We start from the raw sequence: 1,215 nt of genomic DNA on the forward strand, positions 1-1,215 counted from the left end.
CGATCAAGCTGGTCAGCATCATTTCATCAGAGCCTGTCGAAATGGAAAATAAACGAGAATCGGTATATAACTGCGCCAGTTCGGATTGCTGTTGATAATGATTAACACCACCCGCATGAAGCGCAGTTCGAGCGACACGACGAACCAAGCGCGAAGAAAGCAATTTGCTGGCTGATGAAAGGCTTTCATACGGTAAACCTTCTGCCCATGCTTCTAGCGCCTGATAGGTCAACGCCCGACATTTTGCCCAGTCACTTTCCAGGTCAGCAATTTTGTGTTGCCAGCTGTCACGATCAATCAGCCTTTGATCAGCAACCAACCGCTCTTGCGTATGCGAGATCAATCTGTCTAGCCCACGCCGGGCTGCGGCATTGGCTCGAAGGGAAGACACGATCCTCTCTTGAACAAATTGCTGTAGCTGAATTACAAAACCTAGGCCCTGTGCGCCTAGCCTACAATCGTCATCTACCCATACATTGTCTAAATGAATATCAGCAACAGGACAGCCTTTATTACCCATAGTTGCTTGCTCAGGCCCAACGGACACACCTTTCAAGCTTGACGGCACAAGCAAGATCACCATATTAAATGGTGCTTTTTTTTCAGGGAGCCTTGCGAGAACAAAATGAACATCAGCGGCAGTCGCGAGCGAAATCATTGTCTTCGTACCGTTGAGCAGCCAGCCACCTTTGTGGCGCTGAGCTGTGCAGGAAATGTTACTAAAATCAGATCCCGCTGACGCTTCGGAAACGGCATGACTGAAGAGCAATTCCCCTCTAAGAGCTGGCTTTAAAAAGCGTTGCTGACAAGCGGTATTACCATGAGCCGCGATGACGGGGGCCACCATGTCATAATGAATTGTGAGCCCCATACCTACCGCTCCCGAAATGACATGACCAAGTCGCTCTGCAAACAATGCTTGAGACCAGAGCCCATCGTCTGTGCCGCCTTGTGCAACTGAGTACCTAAGCCCAGACAACCCCCTTTCATCAAGCAATCTTATGTAACCCTTAAAATCCAGGGAACCTCCTGCATTTAACGCGGCCTGACTACGTTCATTAATAAGGCTGAAGCAGTCACCCAGTTTTTTGCTAAGAGTTTTAAATCGGCTATCCAGCCAAAAAACAGGAGGGTGAATATCTTTTCCCCAGTAAACATCAGACATCACTCACCACCTCTGATGATTCGAGAGTCAAGGCATTAATATTAGTATTC

Annotated in this window: 1 protein-coding gene; it reads right to left on the minus strand. The window is 48.1% G+C overall.

The annotated features are described in order from the left end of the window. Nucleotides 1–1,165 (minus strand): acyl-CoA dehydrogenase family protein (locus J7438_RS25645; protein ID WP_209278873.1); only part of this gene is annotated, 1,165 nt, incomplete at its 3' end. Nucleotides 1,166–1,215: the final 50 nt, after the last annotated feature.

It is taken from the genome of Thalassotalea sp. G20_0, assembly GCF_017744175.1.
Taxonomy (GTDB): domain Bacteria; phylum Pseudomonadota; class Gammaproteobacteria; order Pseudomonadales; family Endozoicomonadaceae; genus Endozoicomonas.